The following is a 19,955-nucleotide window of genomic DNA, read 5'->3' as shown; positions in this document are numbered from 1 at the left end:
CCCCTCCCGTCCTGCCCCTCGCCTCATCCCCGCGCCGCCCGCGCGGCGGCATCGAAGATCAGGCAGGTCTCGGTGCCGTGCGCATAGAGCCGGCCGCCGGCATCCCTCAGATAGCCCTCGGAGGTCGCGACCTGGCCGCCGCGATGGACGATGCGGCCTTCGCAGACGAGTTCGCCCGAACTCGGCAGGACCGCCCGGACGAGATGGACCCGGAATTCGAGCGTCGTATAGCCCTGGCCGGCCTTCAGGGTCGAATGGACCGCGCAGGCCATGGCGCTGTCCATGATGCCGGCCGTCCAGCCCCCGTGGACCGAGCCGAGCGGATTGAGGAAGGCCGCGGTCGGCGTGCCGCGGAAGACGACTCGTCCCTCCTCGACCTCGTCGAGCACGCATTGCGTGGTCAGCGCGAAGGGCGGCGGCGGGTGGCGGCCGTCGAGGATCCCGCGCAGCAGTTCGAGCCCGCTCTCGCCCAGCACCGTCTCGCGCGCGACGAGGCCTGCTTCGGTCCCAGCCTTCATGACGATCCTCTCAAAAAGCGCATATACGCCTGTTCAGGCGGGCCCGCGTCAAGCTGCGGGACGGTTAACCCTTCGCATTCCCTCCTCCTTGACCCTCTCCGCCACGGCCCTACATGGGCAGGGCGTATTGGACAGCACGTGTGGGCAGCCGTCGCGGGCAGGACATCGAGGCCCGCGCCCGTGCTTCACAGCCGGACATGCTGGCGAATCCCCTTGACGCTCCACCCCTCCGCGCCTATGTCCGCCGCAGCCTTGGCACTCTCGGGCCGAGAGTGCTAATCCAAGGCCAGACGGTTGCATCTCACGGATCGGCCGCTCTCCAACCTACAGCGTCCACGAGGTTACGCATGAAGTTCCGTCCGCTGCACGACCGCGTCGTCGTCCGTCGCATCGAGAGCGAAGAGAAGACCAAGGGCGGCATCATCATTCCCGACACCGCCAAGGAGAAGCCGCAAGAGGGCGAGATCGTCGCCGTCGGCCCCGGCGCGCGTGACGAGAACGGCAAGGTCAATCCGCTCGACGTGAAGGCCGGCGACCGCATCCTCTTCGGCAAGTGGTCCGGCACCGAAGTGAAGATCGACGGTGAAGATCTCCTCATCATGAAGGAGAGCGACATCATGGGTGTGGTCGCCGCGTAAGCAGGCCCCGCCTTTCCGCAACCCCATCAATCAGAGGTCTGACACATGGCAGCCAAAGACGTACGCTTCTCCTCCGACGCCCGCGACAAGATGCTCCGCGGCGTGGAGATCCTGGCCGACGCGGTCAAGGTCACGCTCGGCCCCAAGGGCCGCAACGTCGTCATCGAGAAGTCCTTCGGCGCTCCGCGCATCACGAAGGACGGCGTGACGGTCGCGAAGGAAGTCGAACTCGCCGACAAGTTCGAGAACATGGGCGCCCAGATGGTGCGCGAAGTGGCCTCGAAGTCGAACGACGTCGCCGGCGACGGCACGACGACGGCGACCGTTCTCGCCGCCGCCATCGTCCGTGAGGGCGCCAAGTCGGTCGCCGCCGGCATGAACCCGATGGACCTCAAGCGCGGCATCGATCTCGCCGTCGCTGCGGCCGTCAAGGACATCGAGGGCCGCTCCAAGAAGGTCGCCTCCTCCGACGAGGTCGCCCAGGTCGGCACGATCTCGGCGAATGGCGACAAGGAAATCGGCGAGATGATCGCCCACGCCATGCAGAAGGTCGGCAACGAGGGTGTCATCACCGTCGAGGAGGCCAAGACCGCCGAGACCGAGCTCGACGTCGTCGAGGGCATGCAGTTCGACCGCGGCTACCTCTCCCCGTACTTCATCACGAATGCGGAGAAGATGGTCGCCGAGCTCGAGGACCCCTACATCCTCATCCACGAGAAGAAGCTCTCGTCGCTCCAGGCCATGCTGCCGGTGCTCGAGGCCGTCGTTCAGACCGGCAAGCCGCTCCTGATCGTCGCCGAGGACATCGAGGGCGAGGCTCTCGCCACGCTCGTCGTCAACAAGCTCCGTGGCGGCCTCAAGGTCGCGGCCGTCAAGGCGCCGGGCTTCGGCGATCGCCGCAAGGCCATGCTCGAGGACATCGCGATCCTGACCGCCGGTCAGACGATCTCCGAGGACCTCGGCATCAAGCTCGAGAACGTGACGCTCCAGATGCTCGGCCGCGCCAAGCGCGTCCGCATCGAGAAGGAGAACACCACGATCATCGACGGCGCCGGCGAGAAGTCGGACATCGAGGGCCGCGTGGCGCAGATCAAGGCGCAGATCGAGGAGACCACCTCGGACTACGACCGTGAGAAGCTCCAGGAGCGCCTGGCCAAGCTCGCGGGCGGCGTCGCGGTCATCCGCGTCGGCGGCTCGACCGAGGTCGAGGTCAAGGAGAAGAAGGACCGCGTCGACGACGCCCTCCACGCCACCCGCGCGGCGGTCGAGGAAGGCATCGTCCCCGGCGGCGGCGTCGCTCTGCTGCTCGCCAAGAAGGCGGCTTCGGGCATCAAGTCGGACAATGCCGATGTGCAGGCCGGCGTGAACATCGTCCTGAAGGCGCTCGAGGCTCCGGTCCGTCAGATCGCCTCGAACGCGGGCGTCGAGGGTTCGATCGTCGTCGGGAAGATCCTCGACAACGGCGGCGAGACCTTCGGCTTCAACGCCCAGACCGAAGAGTACGGTGACCTCCTCCAGGCGGGCATCGTCGATCCGGCCAAGGTCGTCCGCGCCGCGCTCCAGAACGCCGCGTCGGTCGCCGGTCTCCTCGTGACCACCGAGGCCATGATCGCCGAAGCGCCGAAGAAGGAATCGGCCCCCGCCATGCCCGGCGGCGGCATGGGCGGCATGGGCGGAATGGACTTCTAAGTCCATTCCAACCCAAGTCTCAGGCCCAGGTCCGGCAAGCCGGACCTGGGTTGCGGAATGGACTTCTAAGTCCACTCCAACCCAGTCCCTGCACTACGGAAGGGTCGGCGAAAGCCGGCCCTTTTCGTTTGCCGGGCCGGCAATGGCACCGCCGCCTCCTTCTATAACTCAATAATCGGCGTATTATGAGTTATAGAACGGCGGTCTATCGCTCATGACCTGGATCTGGCAGCAGGCCTCCTGGCCGAGCTTCTCCTACGACCCTGCCGCGATGGAGGCGCGCGAGCGGGCCTTCCTCGTCCGTTCCGGAGAGCTGGTCGGAGCCTATCGGCATGTCGACGCCGAGGATCAGGAGACGCTCAGGATCGACCTGATCAGCGACGAGGCCGTGCAGACCTCGGCCATCGAGGGCGAGATCCTCGACCGGGACAGCGTTCAATCGTCGCTGCGCCAGCAATTCGGCCTCGGCGCGGAGAGGCCGGGGGTTCGACCGATCGAGCGCGGCGTCTCCCGGATGATGGCGGATCTCTATCGCCACTTCGCGCGTCCGCTCGACGATCGAACGCTCTTCGACTGGCACAGCATGCTGCTCTCGGCCGACCGTTCCATCGGGGTCGTCGGCGGGTGGCGCAGGCATGCCGAGCCGATGCGCGTCGTCTCAGGCCCCGATTATCGGCCTCGCGTCCATTTCGAGGCGCCGCCTTCCGGCCGCGTCGCCGCGGACATGGAGCTTTTCGTCGACTGGTTCAATGCGACGGCGCCGGACGGCGCGACCCCCCTGCCCGCTTTGACCCGCTCGGCCATCGCGCATCTCCATTTCGAATGCATCCACCCCTTCGAGGACGGGAACGGCCGCATCGGCAGGGCGCTCTCGGAGAAGGCGCTGGCCCAGTGCCTCGGGCATCCGAGCCTGATCGCCCTCGCCTCTACGATCGAACGCGGCCGCAAGGCGTATTATGCGGCGCTCGAAGACGGCAACAAGTCGCTCGAGATCGACGGGTGGCTCCGATATTTCGGCGATCTCGTCCTCGACGCGCAGCGGACGACGATCGCGCGGGTCGAGTTCGCCATCGCCAAGACGCGGTTCTACGACAGGTTTCGCGGACGGCTGAACGACCGGCAAGAGAAGGTCGTCGCACGCCTGTTCCGGGCAGGACCGGACGGCTTCGCCGGCGGCCTCAGCGCCGAGAACTACATCAGCATCGCGCGGACCTCGCGCGCCAGCGCGACACGGGACCTGCAGGACCTCGTCGAACTGGGCGCCCTCGTCCGCACCGGGGAGCGGCGCTACACGCGATACGCGCTCGACGTTCCGGCTGTCGGAGATCGGCCATCCATCGAGCCCTGAGCCTCCCTCACGCGAGCTCCTCGCCCAGCACCTCCCGGACCCAGCGGAAGGCGGCGGTTCCGGCGGGGAGGCCGGCATAGACGGCGCTGTGCTTGAGGAGGCTCCGCAGCTCGTCGGGCGTGACACCGTTCCGCAAAGCGGGCCGCAGGTGGAGCTTGAACTCGTCCTCTTGTCCGAGCGCTGCCGTCAGCGCGAGCGTCACGAGCGAGCGGGTCTTCCAGGGCAAGGTCTCGTCGCCCCAGGCCTCGCCGAACGCATAGCGCGCCACGAAATCCTGCCAGGGCGCGCCGAAGGCTCCCGCCTCGGCGCGGATGCGGTCGGCCTCCGCGTCGCCGAGGAGGGTCCGGCTTCGCCCGAGCCCATCGGCGATCTCCGTCGCGGGGCCGCCGGACCCCGTGCGATCCGGAGCGGCGGCCGCGCTGCCGCCGAGGAAGGACAGGATCAGCCCGTTCAGCGTCTCGGCGCGCTCGACCGCGATCATATGCGCCGTCTCCGGGACGACGATGAACTCGGCGCCGGGAATGCGCGCCGCGATCTCCTCGCCCATGATCGGCGGCGTCGAGGGATCGGCTCCTCCGGAGATGACGAGGGTCGGCGCCGTGACCGCCCCGATCCGCTCGCGCAGGTCCATGGCACCGATCGCCTCGCAGCAGGCGGCGTAGCCTTCGGGCGAGATCTCCTCCTCGAGCCGCCGCCGCGTCGCGAGCGCACCGTCGCTGGTCTGGTTCAGCGGCGTGAACCATCGTCCGACGACGTTCTCGGCCACCGATCCCATGCCGCGGGCGCGCACCATCTGGGCGCGATCGAGCCACAGATCGACCGGCGGGAGGTAGGACGAGGTCGCGACCAGGATCAGCCTGTCGACGAGGTCGGGACGCGCCGCCGCCAGAGCCTGCCCGGTCATGCCGCCGAGGGAGAGGCCGACGACATGGGCATGCCCGATGCCGAGCCCCTCCATCAGGGCGGCGAGGTCCTCGGCGAGCACCTCCACGGAGAATTTCCCGCGCGGCAGGCTCGACTGGCCATGGCCGCGCGTGTCGTAGCGCAGGCAGCGGAAGCCGCCCGACAACGCCGCGACCTGTGCGTCCCACATCGCCAGGGTGGTTCCGAGCGAGTTCGAGAAGGCGATGACCGGCGCGTCGGGCGGGCCGTCGATCCGGTAGTTCAGCGTGACCCCGTTGGCCTCGATCGTCGGCATGGCCCTCTCCCCGTCCGGCGCCCGCCGCGCCGATGCAAATCCCAGTCTCGACCGCAGGCAACGCCGAACGCGGCCGACGGATCGCCATGCGCGCGATCTGACTCTATGCGTACCCCATCATGACGATCTCCCGAACCGACGCCCTGCTCGTGGTCGACGTGCAGAACGACTTCCTCCCCGGCGGACGCCTCGCGGTTCCGGACGGCGACGCCGTCATTGCCCTCGCCAACGCGCTCGTCGAGCGTTTCGAGGTCGTCGTCGCGACGCAGGACTGGCATCCGCCGGGCCACCTCTCCTTCGCGAGCTCGCACGAGGGCAAGGCGCCTTTCGAGACGGTGGCGATGCCATACGGGCCGCAGGTCCTCTGGCCGGACCATTGCGTGCGGGGAACGGACGGCGCCGCCTTCGCCGCGGCCCTGCGCATCGACAAGGCCCAGCTCGTCATCCGCAAGGGCCACCATCTGGCGATCGACAGCTATTCCGCCTTCGTCGAGGCCGACCGCACCACGCCGACGGGCCTCGCCGGCTATCTGCGCGAGCGCGGGATCGAGCATCTCTACCTCTGCGGTCTCGCGACCGATTTCTGCGTCGTCTGGACGGCCCTCGACGGGCGCGCGGCGGGGTTCGCGGTGAGCGTGGTGGAGGATGGCTGCCGCGCGATCGACCTCGACGGCTCGCTCGACCGGGCCTGGACCGCGATGGCGGAGGCGGGCGTGCGACGGATCCGGAGCCCGGCCGTCCTCGCATAGCTGCCGGATCGCGCGGACCGTCTGCGTATCCGGAAGACGAGAGCGCCAACGGCCAAGCTGTTCGGCCGCTCGCTCGCCGGATGATCCGCGTCGACATCGACGGAACCGGATCTGCGGATGCCTGTTGATGATCCCATCAGCAGGAGATCATGACATGAGAGCCGGATTCCTTGGCCTTCTTGCCTTGTCGGCCGTCGCATTGCCGGGCGTTGCTCTGGCGCAGGGCACGACGACCATCATCGAACGCGATCCTGGGCCCGTCATGACGCGCCCGGCGGAGATGGGACCGCCCCCGGTGGTCGATCGCGTCATGCCGGACAATCCGCCGACCACGGGCTCGATCGCACCCGCGACGCCGCCCGGCTGCGCCTCCACCGTGACGCGCCAGGAAGGCCCGGACGGCACCTCGACGACCGTGCGCCAGGAACGCTGCAATCCCGAGTAACCGGGACCGGATGACCGGAAGCGGGGCGCCGTGACGGCGCTCCGCCTCACCCCGCCGCAGCGCGGCGCCAGAGGGCGGGCCCGTCCCGATGGACGGAGCCGCCAGCGGCGTCGACCGCCACCGTGACCGGCATGTCCTCGACCACGAATTCGTGGATCGCCTCCATGCCGAGATCGGCGAAGGCGAGGACGCGGGACGACCGGATCGCCTTCGAGACGAGATAGGCCGCGCCGCCGACCGCGATCAGATAGGCCGCGCCGTGGCGGGCGATGCTTTCGGTCGCGGCCGGCCCGCGCTCGGCCTTGCCGATCATGACGAGAAGCCCGGTTTCAGCGAGCAGCGGTTCGACGAACTTGTCCATGCGGGTCGAGGTGGTGGGACCGGCGGGGCCGACGGCCTCGTCCCGGACGGCGTCGACCGGGCCCACGTAATAGATGGCGCGGTCGCGCAGATCGACGGGGAGCGCCTCTCCGGCCGCGAGCATCCGCGTCATCCGCAGATGGGCGGCGTCCCGGCCCGTCAGAAGGCGGCCCGACAGCAGCAGCGTCTCGCCCGCGCGCCACGATGCGACCTCTTCCCGCGACAGGCGGTCGAGATCGACGCGCCGGGCCGTGCCCGCGCCGGCGAGGACGATCTCGGGATAGAGGTCGGGCGAGGGCGGGACGAAGCTCGCCGGGCCCGAGCCGTCGAGCGTGAAGTGGACATGCCGGTCGGCCGCGCATTGCGGGATCAGCCCGACCGGAAGCGAGGCGGCATGGACGCCGAAGGTCCGGATCTTGACGTCCATCACCGTCGTCAGCCCGCCGAGGCCCTGCGCGCCGATGCCGAGGGCGTTGACCTTGTCGCAGATCTCGATCCGCAGCTCCTCGAGCTTCGTGCGCGGCCCTCGCGCCTTGAGCGCCTGCATGTCGAGAGGCTCGAACAAAGCCTCCTTCGCCATCACCATGGCCTTCTCGGCCGAGCCGCCGATGCCGAGCCCGAGGAGGCCCGGCGGGCACCAGCCGGCCCCGAGCCCTTCGACCGTGCGCAGCACCCACTCGACCACCGAGTCGCTGGGATTGAGCGTCGCGAATTTCGCCTTGTTCTCCGAACCGCCGCCCTTGGCCGCGACATGCACCTCGACGAGGTCGCCGGCCACGAGCTCGACATGGAGATTGGCCGGCGTGTTGTCGCCCGTGTTGCGGCGATCGAAGAGAGGCTCGGCCACCATCGAGGCGCGGAGCGGGTTCGATTCCTCCCGCCAGGCTCGCCTGACGCCCTCGTCGATAATGTCCTGGAGCGACCGCCTCGTGTCGAGGCGGGCGCCCGTCCCGACCTTCATGAACACCGTCGCAACACCGGTATCCTGGCAGATCGGCCGGCGGCCGAAGGCGGCCATGCGGGAATTGACCAGGATCTGCCCGATCGCGTCCTTCGCCGCCGGGCTCTCCTCCCGCCGATAGCTCTCGGCGAGATGCGCGATGAAATCGGCCGGGTGGTAGGAGGCGACGAATTGGAGCGCGTCGGCCACGCTCTGGATGAGGTCGTCCTCGCTGATGATGGCCATGGTCGCCGTCCCGCTCCTCCCGACGCGTATCAAGCACGCCGCGCGCTCGGCGTCATGCGGGCTGCCTCTCCCCTTGCGGGAGAAGCGGTGCCGGGACGCTACGCCTCCGGCAGCAGCCCCCTCGCCTCGAGCTCGGCGCGGATGTTCTTCTTCGTGATCTTGCCGTAGCCCGATTTCGGCAGCTCGTCCCAGAAGAAGACCCGCTTCGGCAGCTTGTAGCGGGAGATCTTCGGCTCGAGCCAGGCGAGGAGATCGGCCTCCGCGAGGCTCTCGCCCGGCCGCAGGACGCAGACCGCGTAGCCGACCTCGCCCCAGGTCTTGTCCGGCACGCCGAGGATCGCGACCTCGGCCACCGCCGGATGGGTCAGGACCTTCTCCTCGGTCTCGCGCGGATAGACGTTCGAGCCGCCGGATATGTACATGTCCGAGGCGCGGCCGGTGATGTAGAGGAAGCCTTCCTCATCCTGATGGCCGAGATCGCCGGTGCGGAACCAGCCGTTCCTGAACGCCTTCGCATTGGCCTCGGGGTTGTCGTAATAGCCCGCGAAGACGGCCGGGCCGCAGACGCAGATCTCGCCCTGCTGCCCGGCGGGAACCTCGCGGCCCTGATCGTCCTGGATGGAGATCTGCATCCCCGTCCGCTCGAAGCCGCAGGTTCCGATGCGCGCCGCCGGGCCGTCCTCGATCTCGTGCAGGGCGGGCGGCAGGACGGTGATGTTGCCCGTCACCTCGCCGAGCCCGAAATACTGGACGAGAACCTTGCCCAGCTTCTTCAGCGCATGTTTCTGGTCCTCCCGATACATCGGCGCGCCGGCATAGATGACGTAGCGCAGGGACGAATGATCGTATTGGTCGATCGCGGGATGCTCGGTCAGCATCTTCACGATGGTCGGGACGGTGAACATGTTCGTCACGCGCCATCGCTCGATCAGCCGCCAGGCCTCGGCGATGTCGAAGCGCTCGCCGGGCAGCAGGACGGTCGTCGCGCCGTGAGCGATCTGGGCGAGCTGGTGCACCCCCGCGCCATGCGACAGCGGCGCGACGACGAGCGAGGCGTCGCGATGCGTCGTGCCGGGCATCAGATCGCAGAGATGGTTCGTCGCGACGAAGGCCATCTGCCCATGTGTCAGGACGGCCGCCTTCGGGCGGCCCGTGGTGCCCGAGGTGAAGAAGAACCAGCAGGGATCGTCGTATTCGACATCGGCGACGGGAGCCGCCTCGCCGTCATGGGCCGCGACGACGGCATCGTAATCCTCGCCGAGCGCGCCCTCCGCCCCGCCGCCGATCGCGATCACGAAGCGGATGCCGGGCGCGGCCTCGCGGGCCGCCGTGGCGTGGTCCGGGAAGACGGCGTCGCAGATCATCGCGGTGGCGCCGCTCGCCTCGCCGAGATAGGCGACCTCCGCCGGGGTCTGGCGGAAATTCGTCGGCACCCAGACCGCGCCGAGGCGGAAGGCGGCGAACATCGATTCGAACATCTGGTTCGAGTTGCGGGCCTGGACGAGGATGCGGTCGCCCTTCGTGACGCCCCGGGCCGCGAGCGCCGCCGCCATGGCGTCGACGCGCCGATCCATCTCGCGCCAGGTCCAGCTCCGCTCGCCCCAGACGATCGCGACGTCGTCGGGATGACGGCGGGCCGATTGGCGCAGGAAATGGGCGAGGTTCATCACCCGCCGCGTGCAGGGCGCGACACCGCCCTTGGGCGATTCTGGAAGACTCAATCGTAGCTCCTGGGGATGATCCTGACGCGCTACGGTTCCGGATAGGGCCGGATCAGGAGGCGCGCGCCGTCCTTGATGCCCGAGGCCCAGCCCTCGGCCGGATCGTAGGTTTTCCAGTCGAATTCTGTGGCGGCTCCGAACGTGAAGCAACGGGCGTCATCGATGAAATGGCTGCCCTTGGGCTCGTAGCGCCAGGCCGCGCAGAGCGTCTGGTCCTCGCAGACCTTGGCACATTGCGCGATCGTGCCCGTCGGCGGGAACGTCACCTGCGGAGGGGCCTCGGCCGTGTCGCCGGTCGTTCCCCCCGTGGGCTCCAGCGCCACGTCGGGCATCAGGGGTCGGCCGGGATGATAGGTCCGCCGAGCGGGAGCGACAGCCGGAGAGGGTTCGGCGACGGCCTCCTGCAGCGCCTCGGCGAGGGCCTTCCTGTCGCCGGCGGCGATGTAGCGCCCGCCCGTCTTCTCGGCGAGGCAGGCCACCTTCGCGCCCTCCGCCGCCGTCAGGCCGAACCCGATCACATGCGCCGTGAAATCGACGCCCGAGGCCTCGAGTTCCGCGCCGACGGCGCAAGGGTCGGCCCGACATGTCTCGAGCCCATCCGTGACCAGAACGACGGTCGCGGCCTGCTCGGTGTGCCGGAGCGCGGCAGCCGCCTGCCGGACGGCCTCGGAGAGCGGCGTCATCCCGAGGAAGCGCATGCCCTTGACGGCCTCGCCGATGGCGGCGGCACTGCCTTTCGCCGGCGGGACCATCAATTCGATATCGCCGCATTCGCCCTTGGTCCGATGGCCATACGCCATCAATCCGAGCGCCCGCCCCTGCGGGAAGCGCTGCAGCACGTCCATCACGGTCTCGCGCGCGATCTCGTGCTTGGCGCGGCCGCCGATCTTCCCCCGCATCGAGCCCGATCCGTCGAGCACGATGATCGTGGCCGGGGCCTCGGCATGCGCCGCGCCTTGGACGGCGAGGAGCATGGCGACACCGAGAAGGACGCACACGGCTCTCAGCATCGTCATGCCCTTCGTCGCCGGGAGGAACGCCGTCTCGTCATAGCCTCGCGCTTCCCGCTGGCAAGGCGCCGGCACGCCGCGACGCCGCCGGATCCCGAGACGGTCAGAGGAAGGCGGTCGACAGCCAGGGCACGTAGGCGATGACGACGAGGCCCACCATCAGCGCGATGAGATAGGGCCAGATCGCGCCGATGGCCTCGTCGGGCGAGACGTCGCCGATGCGGCAGGCGAGATAGAAGCCGATCCCGATCGGCGGCGTCATCAGGCCGATATTCATCGCGGTGACGACCACCATCGAATAGTGGATGTCGTTGATGCCGAGGTTCTTGGCGATCGGGAACATCAGCGGCGCCATCAGCACGATGGCGGGCAGGCCCTCGAGGATGCAGCCCAGGACCAGGAAGACCACGATCGTCAGCGCCATGAAGGTGATCCAGCCGCCCGGCAGGCCCGTCATGAAGGAGGCGATGTTCTGGGCGACGCCCGCCTGGGTGATGGCCCAGGCCATCGCGAGGGCGGTGCCGAGGATGAGCAGGATCGCGCCGGTCAGCGAGGCGGTCTCGACCAGCATCCCGTAGAAGGTCTTCCAGGAGATGCCGCCGTAGAGGATGATCCCGATGAACATCGCGTAGAGCACGGCGATGGTCGAGACCTCCGTCGCGGTGGCGACGCCGCCCGCAACCGTCGAGCGGATGATGAAGGGCAGGACGAGGGCGGGGGCCGCGATGACCATGGCGCGGCCGATGACGCCCATCGTGGCGCGGCGGACGCCGTGCATGTCCTCGTGGCGGCTCTTCCAGCGGGCGAGCCCGACGAGGGCCGCGAGCAGGACCGCGGCGATCACGATGCCCGAGGTGAACAATCCGGCGATCGAGACGCCCGCGGCGGCGCCGAGCACGATCAGCACGATCGACGGCGGCACCGTGTCCGCCATCGCCGCGCCGGTCGCCAGCAGCGCGATCATCTCACGCGGGGAATGACCGCGCCGCTTCATCTCGGGGAAGAGGGCGGGCGCGACGGTCGCCATGTCGGAGACCTTCGAGCCAGAGATGCCCGAGACGATGAACAGCGAGCCGAGCAGCACGTACGACATGCCGGCCTTCACGTGCCCCAGCAGGGAGGCGAGGAAGTCGACGATCGCCTTGCCCATGCCGGTCGCGTCGAGGACGCAGCCCAGCAGCACGAAGATCGGCACGGAGAGCAGGATGATGCCGCTCATGCCCTCGTCCATGCGTCCCACCATGACGATGGTCGGCACGTTCGTTCCGAAGGCGAGATAGGACAGGGTGCCGAGCCCGAAGCAGAAGGCGATGGGCACGCCGGCCGCAAGCCCCACCGCGACGAACACGACGAGGAACAGCGCCAGCTTGACGTTGCCCGCGCGCACGAGGCTCGGCGAGAAATACCACAGGGCCAGCGTGATGGCGGCGATCACGAGCGCGGCCAGGATGATCTGGCGCCGGTCCGCGACCTTGAACGTGTAGCGCAGCACGATGCCCAGCATCAGGATGATGCCGAAGGGGATGGCCGCGGCGCGGAACGCGTTCGGAATGTTGAGCGTCGGCGTCGTGATGTACCACTCGTCCATCGCATATTCGAGGGAGGGCATGACGAGAGCCAGCAGGAACGCGACCGCGCAGAGCGGCGCGAACGCGTCGACGAAGCGCTGGAGCCGGGGCGGCATCTTGTTCAGGAACAAGGTCAGCCGCAGGTGCTCGTTGCGGTCGAAGGCGATGGCCGAACCCAGCATCGCAAGCCAGAGGAAGGAGATCGACGCGGCCTCGTCGACCCAGACGATCGGCAGCGAGAACACGTAGCGCGAGATCACGCCGGCCAGCAGCAGCAGGATGACGACGACCAGCAGCGCGGCCGAGATCATCTCGATGGGCTTCAGCAGCTTCGAGCCGCGATGCGGCGCCTCGCTCTCGGCATTGAAGGAGAGCGGGGCGGCGATGGGATCAAGCGTGGCGGTCATGAACTCTCTCGTCGGGCACTCGCCGATGGCCCGGTCAGGGGGCGGAAGCGGCCGGATCGAGGACCGGCCGGCTGTTCGCGTCAGGACGGCGTCAGGTCGGGATCGGGGCGAGAGCGGCGGCGCCGAAGCGGGATGCGCGGACCGGTTCGACAGGAACGGGGGGCGGGGCCGGCGCCTTGCCGACTGACATTGCCCTTGCCGACAGGCGGCGTCGCGATCCGTCCATCCATGCTCTCCTCGGCAGGCGCCGAGCGCCTGGACTCCCTCTTCGCGGTCCTTTGGCGGGCCGACGATGTTGAGGCACGGCTAACGAGCTTGAAACGACGGTTCAAGTGAATTCTGGGTCGCGATCCGAAACCAGCCGGGATCGTACCCAGAAATCAGCACAGTTTCACAATATGGACCGAGTTGCGGCAGGCAAAATCGTCAAGATGCGATGACGCCCGCAACGAGATTCCACACTATGGAACGAGAAAAGGTCGCGGGATCGCAGCCGTCAGGGCGCGAAAGGCTCTTTCGCGCCCTCCGGCACGGGCACCTCGAACGCGTTGATGGTCATCGAGATCAGGCCGTAATAGCCGAGGATCCCGACCAGCTCGACGACGGTCTTCGCGCCGAGGACCTCGACCGCCCGGTCGTAGGTCGCCTGCGAAACCACCCTGTTGCGCAGCAATTCGGACGCGAAGGCGTAGACCGCCTGCTCGTCCGCCTTCTCCAGCACGGGCTCGGCGCCGGTGCGGATCGCCTCGACGGCGACCGGATCGAGGCCGGCCTCGATGCCGATCGGGGCATGGACATGCCATTCGAAGCCCGAGCGCCAATGCGCGCCGGTGACGATGATCGCCAGCTCCGACAGCCGCGTCGGCAGCGAGGTGCCGTAGCGGCAGAAGGCGCCGAGGGCCTGGGCCTTGTCGGCGAGGCCGGGCGAGTTCAGCCAGACCCGCAGCGGACCCTGGACCACGCCGCGCGGCCCCGAGGCGATGGCGTCGTAGACGGCGCGTCCCTCCGGATTCAGGGTGGCGGGGTCGATGTCGGGAATGCGGCTCATGCCCCCTGACTAGTTCGGGAAGGGCCGCCGCTCAAGCCGTCCCGTCATGACGCCTCGACGCTGGTCAAGCCTCCACCGGCATGCTCAAGCTTCCCCGACCGGTGCGTCGAGGAGCGTCGAGGAGCGTCATGGGGCACGGGCATGCGGGGCGGACGGGTTGGCCCGCCGTCGTCGCCTGTTTCTCCATGGCTCTGTTCGCCTGGGGGTTCGGCTTCTACGGGCAGGGCGTGTTCCTCGCCGCCCTGCAGCGCATCCATGGCTGGCCGGCATCGCTCGTCTCCGGAGCGATCACGCTCCATTACGTCGTCGGCGCCCTTTTCCTCGCCTTCGTGCCCGAGGCGCAGAACCGGCTCGGCCGGCGGGCCGCGATCGTCATCGGGATCGGGGTGATGGCGGGGAGCGTCGCGCTTCTGCCCCTCGTCACCACCATCCCCCAGCTCTTCGTCGTCCAGGTCGCGATGGCGGCCGGCTGGGCGCTCACCGGCAGCACCGCGATCGCCAATGTCCTCGGGCCATGGTTCGACCGGCGCCGGGGACTTGCGATCTCGATCGCCCTCAACGGTGCGAGCGTGGCGGGCTTCACCGTCACCCCGCTGCTCATCAAGGCCATCGATTCCCATGGCTTCGCGCACGGCACCTGGCTCGCCGCCGCCGTCTCGGCCCTGCTCGCGGCGACGCTGGTCGTCGTGCTGGTGCGACCGCCCTCGGCCTCCTGGCTCGACGCCGAGCGCAGCCGGCCCGCCGATCCGTCGTCGCCCCGGAGGCGCGATCCGGGCCCGCTCCCCGCACCGCTGCGCCGCCGCGAGGTCTTCGCCTCCCGGCGCTACTGGCTCATCACCCTGCCCTTCGGGTTCGGCCTGCTGGCGCAGGTCGGCTTCCTGGTCCACCAGGTGGCGTTCCTGCTGCCGACGCTCGGGGTCGACGGCACCGGCTTCGCCATCGCGCTGACGACCGGCGGGGCGCTGGTCGGCCGCGTCGCGATGGCTGCCTTCGTCGACCGGCTCGATCGCCGATCCGTCGCGGCCGCGAGCTTCGCGCTCCAGGCCGCGGCGCTCGGCGCGATGCTGATCTGGCCCGCCGCGCCCGTCCTGTACGGGGGCTGCTTCCTGATCGGGCTCGCGCTCGGCAACGCCAATGTCCTGCCGGCCCTGATCGTGCTCGACGAGTTCGCCGCCGGCTCCTTCGGCGTGGTCGTCGGTCTCGTCACCGCCTTCAACCAGTTCCTCTATGCCTTCGGGCCGCTGACCCTCGGCATTCTGCGCGACGCGACGGGAGGCTATGCGGTGCCGGTGATCGCCTGCATGATCCTCATGACCGGGGCTGCGATCCTGGTCCTGGCCGGCCGGCCGACAACGAGGGGATGAGGATGTTCGATCTGACCGGGAAGGTCGCGCTCGTGACGGGAGGCAATGGAGGCATCGGGCTCGGCATGGCCGAGGGACTCGCCCGGGGCGGAGCCGGAATCGCCATCTGGGGCGGCAATCCCGACAAGAACGAGGCCGCCGGCGCGAAGCTGCGCAAGCATGGCGGCAGGGTCCTGGTCCAACGCTGCGACGTCTCGCGCGAGGACGAGGTCGAGGAGCGGATGGCGGAGCTCCTCGCCGAGTTCGGACGGCTCGACGGCTGCTTCGCCAATGCGGGCCGCTCGCTCGAGCGCACGGCCTTCCACGAGCTCACGGCGGAGGCCTGGCGCGGCGTGATGGACGTCAATCTCGACGGCACCTTCTTCACGCTGCGCGCCGCGAGCCGGCACATGGTGGCGCGCGCCAAGGCCGGCGATCCGGGCGGGCGCCTCGTCGCCACCTCCTCGACCTCGACGGTGCACGGCCCGGCCGGCGCCGTCGCCTATGGCGCGAGCAAGGGCGCGCTCAACGTGATGATGCGGGCCCTCGCCGTGGAATATGCCCGCTACGGCATCACCGCCAACGCCATCGTGCCGGGCTGGATCGAGACGGAGATGACGGCCGGCAAGATCGCCGACGAGCGCTTCTCCGGCAACGTCCTGCCGCGCATCCCGCACCGCCGCTGGGGAACCGGCGACGACTTCGCCGGCATCGCCGCCTATCTCATGAGCGAGGCGAGCCGCTACCACACCGGCGACAGCTTCGTGATCGACGGCGCCTATACGATCTTCTGAGGGGCGCCCGGCCTCCTCATCCCGACGAGGTTGGAACTACCCCGCCTCGCGCAGCCGATAGGCGGCCGGGTCGTAGTTGAGGATCGGCGAGAGCCAACGCTCGACCTCCTCGATGGCCATGCCCTTGCGCAGGGCATAATCCTCGACCTGGTCGCGCTCGACCTTGGCGACGCCGAAGTAATAGGCGTCGGGATGGCCGAAATAGAGGCCCGAGACCGAGGAGCCCGGCCACATCGCGTAGCTTTCCGTCAGCCGCACGCCGATGCGGCGCTCGGCCTGGAGAAGCGCGAAGAGCTGTTCCTTCTCGGTATGGTCGGGCTGGGCGGGATAGCCCGGCGCCGGGCGGATGCCGCGATAGGTCTCGCGCAGCAAGTCGTCGGGCGACAGGGCCTCGTCGGGCGCGTAGCCCCAGAACTCGCGGCGCGCGCGCTCGTGCATGCGCTCGGCGAAGGCCTCGGCGACGCGGTCGGCCAGCGCCTTGACGAGGATCGAGCGGTAATCGTCGTTCACCCGCTCGAACTTCTCGGCGATGCGAACCTCCTCCATCCCGGCCGTGACGACGAAGGCGCCGAGATAATCCGGCACCGTGCCTTCGGGCGCGACGAAGTCCGACAGGCACAGATTGGGGCGCCCGTCGCGCTTGCCGAGCTGCTGGCGCAGCCCGTGGAACGTGGTCAGGGTCTCCGCCCGGCTCTCGCCCGTATAGAGGCGGATGTCGTCGCCGACCGCGTTGGCCGGCCAGAATCCGATCACCGCCTTGGGGTTGAACCAGCGCTCGGCCACGATGCGGTCGAGCATCACCTTCGCATCTTCGTAGAGCTGGCGCGCCGCCTCGCCCTGCTTCTCGTCCTCGAGGATGGCCGGGAAGCGGCCGCGCATGTCCCAGGTCTGGAAGAAGGGCGTCCAGTCGATATAGGGCACGAGGTCGGCGACGTCGTAGCTGCCGAAGACGCGCGTGCCGGTGAAGCTCGGCTTCGTCGCCCGGTAGGACGGCCAGTCGATCTTGTGGGCATTGGCGCGCGCGGCCGCGATCGGCAGGCGCTTCTTCTCGGCCTCGGCCCGCGCATGGGACTCGGCGACCTTGGCATATTCCGCCCGGACCTGGTCGATATACGTGACCTTCTGCTCGGTGCTGAGGAGCGAGGAGACGACGCCGACGGCCCGGCTCGCGTCGTTGACGTGGATCGCCTGGCCGGCCCCGTAATTCGGGTGGATCTTCACCGCGGTGTGGACGCGGCTCGTCGTCGCCCCGCCGATCAGGAGCGGGATCGAGAAGCCCTCGCGCTCCATCTCGGCGGCGACATGCGCCATCTCGTCGAGCGAGGGCGTGATGAGGCCCGAGAGGCCGATCACGTCGACCTTCTCGGCCCGCGCCGTGTCGAGGATCTTCTGGGCCGGCACCATCACGCCGAGATCGATCACCTCGTAATTGTTGCACTGGAGGACGACGCCGACGATGTTCTTGCCGATGTCGTGCACGTCGCCCTTGACGGTCGCCATCAGCACCTTGCCGGCGGCGGCCATCTGCGACTGGCCAGTCTCCTCCTTCTCCTTCTCCATGAAGGGCATCAGGTAGGCGACCGCCTGCTTCATCACGCGGGCCGACTTCACGACCTGCGGCAGGAACATCTTGCCCGCGCCGAACAGATCGCCGACGACGTTCATGCCGCTCATCAGCGGCCCCTCGATGACGTGGAGCGGCCGGGCGACGCCCTGTCTGGCCTCCTCGGTATCGACGGTGATGAAATCGGTGATGCCGTTCACGAGGGCGTGTTCGAGCCGCTTGCCGACCGGCCATTCGCGCCAGGCGAGGTCCTGGACGCGGGCCTGCACGCCGCCGCCGGACTTGAAGCGCTCCGCCGCGTCGAGCAGCTTCTCCGTCGGGCTCGGCACCTCGCCCTTGCGGCGGTTGAGGACGATGTCCTCGCAGAGCTCGCGCAATTCGGGATCGAGGTTGTCGTAGACCGCGAGCTGGCCGGCATTGACGATGCCCATATCCATGCCCGCCTGGATGGCATGGTAGAGGAAGACCGCGTGCATCGCCTCGCGCACCGGCTCGTTGCCGCGGAACGAGAACGACAGGTTCGAGACGCCGCCCGAGATGTGGCAATGCGGCAGGGTCGAGGTGATGATCCGCGTCGCCTCGATGAAGTCGACGCCGTAATTGTCGTGCTCCTCGATGCCGGTCGCGACCGCGAAGACGTTCGGATCGAAGATGATGTCCTCAGGCGGGAAGCCGACCTCCTCGGTCAGGATCTTGTAGGCGCGGGTACAGATCTCGACCTTGCGCGCCTGCGTATCGGCCTGCCCGACCTCGTCGAAGGCCATGACGACCACCGCCGCGCCGTAGTCGCGGCAGATCGAGGCCTCCGCCTTGAACTTCTCGATCCCCTCCTTCATCGAGATCGAGTTCACGATCGGCTTGCCCTGGACGCATTTGAGGCCGGCCTCGATCACGTCGAATTTCGAGGAATCGACCATGACCGGCACGCGCGCGATGTCGGGCTCGGAGGCGACGAGGTTGAGGTAATCGACCATGGCGCGCAGCGAATCGAGCAGGCCCTCGTCCATGTTGACGTCGATGACCTGGGCGCCGCTCGCGACCTGATCGCGGGCGACGTCGAGCGCGGCCGCGTAGTCGCCGTTGGTGATGAGCTTCCGGAACCGCGCCGAGCCGGTCACGTTCGTGCGCTCGCCGATATTCACGAAGGGGATGTCCTTCGTCAGCGTGAAGGGCTCGAGGCCCGAGAGGCGCATCAGGGGCGCGATCTCGGGGATTTCGCGCGGCGCCTTGCCGGCGACGGCCTGCGCAATCGCCCGGATATGCGCCGGCGTCGTGCCGCAGCAGCCGCCGACGACGTTGACGAGGCCGCTCGCGGCGAATTCGCCGACGAGCGCGGCCGTCGCCTCGGGGCTCTCATCGTAGAGGCCGAACTCGTTCGGCAGGCCCGCATTCGGATAGGCGCAGACGAGGGTGTCGGCGACCTTCGCGATCTCCGCGATATGCGCCCGCATCTCCTTCGCGCCGAGCGCGCAGTTGAGGCCGATCGTAATCGGCTCCGCGTGCCGCACCGAATGCCAGAAGGCCGTCGGCGTCTGGCCGGAGAGCGTGCGGCCGGAGAGGTCCGTGATGGTGCCCGAGATCATGATGGGCAGGTCGCGGCCGACCTCCCGGAAGACCTGCTTGCAGGCGACGATCGCCGCCTTGGCGTTCAGCGTGTCGAAGATCGTCTCGATGAGGATGAGGTCCGCCCCGCCCTCGATCAGCCCGCGCACCTGCTCGGCATAGGCATCGCGGACATGGTCGAAGGTGACGGCGCGGAAGCCGGGATCGTTCACGTCCGGCGAGATCGAGAGGGTGCGGTTGGTCGGTCCGACCGCGCCGGCGACGAAGCGGCGTCGGCCGTCCTTCTCCTCCGCCATCCGCGCGGCCTCGCGGGCGAGCCGGGCGCCCTCGACATTGAGGTCGTGCACGGCGGATTCGAGGCCGTAATCGGCCTGGGCGATCGAGGTCGAGGAGAAGGTGTTGGTCTCGACGATGTCCGCCCCGGCCATGAAATAGGCGAGGTGGATGTCGCGCACCGCCTCGGGCTGGGTCAGGATCAGGAGGTCGTTGTTGCCCTTCTGGTCGTGCCCGTGATCCCGGAAGCGCTCGCCCCGGAAATCCGCCTCGGTCAGTTTCAGGTTCTGGATCTCGGTCCCCATCGCCCCGTCCATGACGAGGATGCGCTCGCGCGCCGCGGCGCGGAGAGCGGAGGCGGGGTCGGCGGTGTGATCGGTCATCACGTCGTCTTTCGGGTGAGCCTGAAGCTCGGCGCCCCGCCTTCCCTCCCCTTGTGGGAGGGCCGAGCCGGAGCGAAGCGGAGGACCGGGGTGGGGGTGGAACCGGGACGGCACGCTCGTGCGAACCGGCACCACCCTCACCCGGCTCGG

15 protein-coding genes are annotated in these 19,955 nt (G+C 68.7%); 7 read left to right on the top strand and 8 right to left on the bottom strand.

The annotated features are described in order from the left end of the window. Positions 1-23 precede the first annotated feature (23 nt). Positions 24-518 (bottom strand): PaaI family thioesterase, encoded by a 495-nt coding sequence (locus EV668_RS12510; RefSeq protein WP_133770497.1) that lies wholly within the window; start codon positions 516-518, stop codon positions 24-26. Between the two features lie 347 nt (positions 519-865). Here EV668_RS12510 and groES point away from each other — a divergent pair, with 347 nt between their 5' ends. The 3 genes from groES to EV668_RS12495 all read left to right on the top strand — a co-directional run bounded on the left by groES (position 866) and on the right by EV668_RS12495 (position 4,193). Continuing rightward, complete coding sequence (gene groES / locus EV668_RS12505; protein WP_133770495.1) at positions 866-1,156, top strand: co-chaperone GroES; 291 nt, start codon at positions 866-868, stop codon at positions 1,154-1,156. A gap of 45 nt (positions 1,157-1,201) precedes the next feature. Continuing rightward, positions 1,202-2,845, top strand: coding sequence for a chaperonin GroEL (gene groL, locus EV668_RS12500; protein ID WP_133770493.1), 1,644 nt, complete (start codon positions 1,202-1,204; stop codon positions 2,843-2,845). Between the two features lie 214 nt (positions 2,846-3,059). Next, complete coding sequence (locus EV668_RS12495) at positions 3,060-4,193, top strand: Fic family protein (protein ID WP_133770491.1); 1,134 nt, start codon at positions 3,060-3,062, stop codon at positions 4,191-4,193. 7 nt (positions 4,194-4,200) lie between these two features. Here EV668_RS12495 and pcaDC read toward each other — a convergent pair whose 3' ends face one another. Continuing rightward, complete coding sequence (gene pcaDC / locus EV668_RS12490) at positions 4,201-5,391, bottom strand: bifunctional 3-oxoadipate enol-lactonase/4-carboxymuconolactone decarboxylase PcaDC (protein WP_133770489.1); 1,191 nt, start codon at positions 5,389-5,391, stop codon at positions 4,201-4,203. A 119-nt stretch (positions 5,392-5,510) separates the two neighbouring features. Here pcaDC and pncA point away from each other — a divergent pair, with 119 nt between their 5' ends. Both pncA and EV668_RS12480 read left to right on the top strand, forming a co-directional pair. Continuing rightward, a complete protein-coding gene (gene pncA / locus EV668_RS12485; protein ID WP_133770488.1) occupies positions 5,511-6,140 on the top strand; it encodes a bifunctional nicotinamidase/pyrazinamidase in 630 nt (209 codons plus the stop codon). Between the two features lie 154 nt (positions 6,141-6,294). After that, entirely contained in the window at positions 6,295-6,585 is a 291-nt protein-coding gene (locus tag EV668_RS12480) for a hypothetical protein (protein WP_133770486.1), read from the top strand. Positions 6,586-6,631: 46 nt separating this feature from the next. On the opposite strand, the gene EV668_RS12475 is transcribed toward EV668_RS12480, so the two are convergent. The 5 genes from EV668_RS12475 to EV668_RS12455 all read right to left on the bottom strand — a co-directional run bounded on the left by EV668_RS12475 (position 6,632) and on the right by EV668_RS12455 (position 13,885). After that, on the bottom strand, positions 6,632-8,131 hold the full coding sequence (locus tag EV668_RS12475; protein ID WP_133770484.1) for a fumarate hydratase: 1,500 nt from the start codon (positions 8,129-8,131) through the stop codon (positions 6,632-6,634). Between the two features lie 98 nt (positions 8,132-8,229). Continuing rightward, positions 8,230-9,852 carry an acyl-CoA synthetase gene (locus EV668_RS12470; protein ID WP_133770482.1) on the bottom strand — a complete coding sequence of 541 codons (1,623 nt, stop codon included), beginning with the start codon at positions 9,850-9,852 and terminating at the stop codon, positions 8,230-8,232. A 29-nt stretch (positions 9,853-9,881) separates the two neighbouring features. Then, the gene (locus EV668_RS25665; RefSeq protein WP_133770480.1) at positions 9,882-10,868 is read right to left on the bottom strand and encodes a VWA domain-containing protein; all 987 of its coding nucleotides are present in this window, start codon (positions 10,866-10,868) and stop codon (positions 9,882-9,884) included. A 97-nt stretch (positions 10,869-10,965) separates the two neighbouring features. Further along, entirely contained in the window at positions 10,966-12,837 is a 1,872-nt protein-coding gene (locus EV668_RS12460) for a TRAP transporter large permease (protein WP_133770478.1), read from the bottom strand. Positions 12,838-13,333: 496 nt separating this feature from the next. Further along, positions 13,334-13,885, bottom strand: a complete 552-nt coding sequence (locus EV668_RS12455) for a carboxymuconolactone decarboxylase family protein (protein WP_133770476.1) — start codon at positions 13,883-13,885, stop codon at positions 13,334-13,336. Between the two features lie 128 nt (positions 13,886-14,013). On the opposite strand from EV668_RS12455, the gene EV668_RS12450 reads away from it, so the two are divergent. Both EV668_RS12450 and EV668_RS12445 read left to right on the top strand, forming a co-directional pair. Then, positions 14,014-15,249, top strand: a complete 1,236-nt coding sequence (locus EV668_RS12450) for an MFS transporter (RefSeq protein WP_166652444.1) — start codon at positions 14,014-14,016, stop codon at positions 15,247-15,249. Further along, complete coding sequence (locus tag EV668_RS12445) at positions 15,246-16,022, top strand: SDR family NAD(P)-dependent oxidoreductase (protein ID WP_133770472.1); 777 nt, start codon at positions 15,246-15,248, stop codon at positions 16,020-16,022. The genes EV668_RS12450 and EV668_RS12445 overlap by 4 nt, the downstream gene beginning before the upstream one ends. 36 nt (positions 16,023-16,058) lie before the next feature. On the opposite strand, the gene metH is transcribed toward EV668_RS12445, so the two are convergent. Next, positions 16,059-19,805 (bottom strand): methionine synthase, encoded by a 3,747-nt coding sequence (metH, locus tag EV668_RS12440; protein WP_133770470.1) that lies wholly within the window; start codon positions 19,803-19,805, stop codon positions 16,059-16,061. Between the last annotated feature and the right edge of the window lie 150 nt (positions 19,806-19,955).

Origin of the sequence: Enterovirga rhinocerotis (assembly GCF_004363955.1) — a bacterium.
Classification (GTDB): Bacteria; Pseudomonadota; Alphaproteobacteria; order Rhizobiales; family Beijerinckiaceae; genus Enterovirga; species Enterovirga rhinocerotis.
This window is presented reverse-complemented; position numbering and strand designations above follow the sequence as displayed.